This is a genomic window from Streptomyces barringtoniae (assembly GCF_020819595.1).
Lineage (GTDB): Bacteria > Actinomycetota > Actinomycetes > Streptomycetales > Streptomycetaceae > Streptomyces > Streptomyces barringtoniae.
In genome coordinates, this window is the sequence record NZ_JAJHNP010000087.1 from 1 (window position 1) to 810 (window position 810).

Here is an 810-nt window from a genome sequence, read left to right on the forward strand (position 1 = left end):
CGGTGCCTTCCGCTCGTGAATGGAGCGTCAGCGGGCGGCGGCCGTCGCCGTCGTCGGCACCGACGGAGAGACGCAGCTGCACTCCGCCCTGTTCGGGCAGGACGAGCGGCGCCTGCAGAGTCAGCTCCTCGACGTGCCCGCAGCCGACCTGTTCGCCGGCGTGCAGTGCCATTTCGACGAACGCCGTGCCGGGCAGCAGCACCGCACCCATGACCGCGTGATCGGCCAGCCAAGGCTGCGTCTCCACCGACAACCGGCCGGTGAACAGGAAGCCTTCGGTGTCGGGCAGTTCCACGGCGGCACCCAGCAGCGGGTGATCGGCGGTCTCGAGGCCCAGCCCGGCCGCGTCGGCGGGACCGCCCGCCGGGGCGGCCGAGTCCAGCCAGTACCACTGCCGCTGGAACGGGTAGGTGGGCAGTTCCACACGGCTGGCGTCGGTGGCGGCGAAGAAGGCCCGCCAGTCCAGTGGCACACCGCGGACGAACGCCATGGCCAGCGCGGACACCGACGTCTCCGTCTCGGGACGTCCCTTGCGCAGCACGGGTGCGAACGCGCGGTCCTCGCCCGTGACGCACTCCTGGCCCATGGCCGACAGCACCCCGTCGGGGCCGAGTTCGAGGAACGTGGTGACGCCCTCGGCCTCCAAGGCCCGTACGCCGTCGTGGAAGCGGACCGCCTCCCGCACGTGCCGCACCCAGAACTCCGGCTCGGTGATGTCCTCGGCGGTCACCACGGCGCCGGTCAGGTTCGACACGACCGCGATGCGCGCAGGGGCGTAGGACAGTCCCTCGGCGACCTTCCGGAAGTCGG

1 protein-coding gene is annotated in these 810 nt (G+C 72.1%); it reads right to left on the minus strand.

The genetic code is table 11. From position 1 onward, the window contains the following. Positions 1–810, minus strand: an 810-nt coding sequence (locus LMU33_RS40825) for a polyketide synthase dehydratase domain-containing protein (protein ID WP_228627170.1), incomplete at both ends; no start/stop codon positions are given.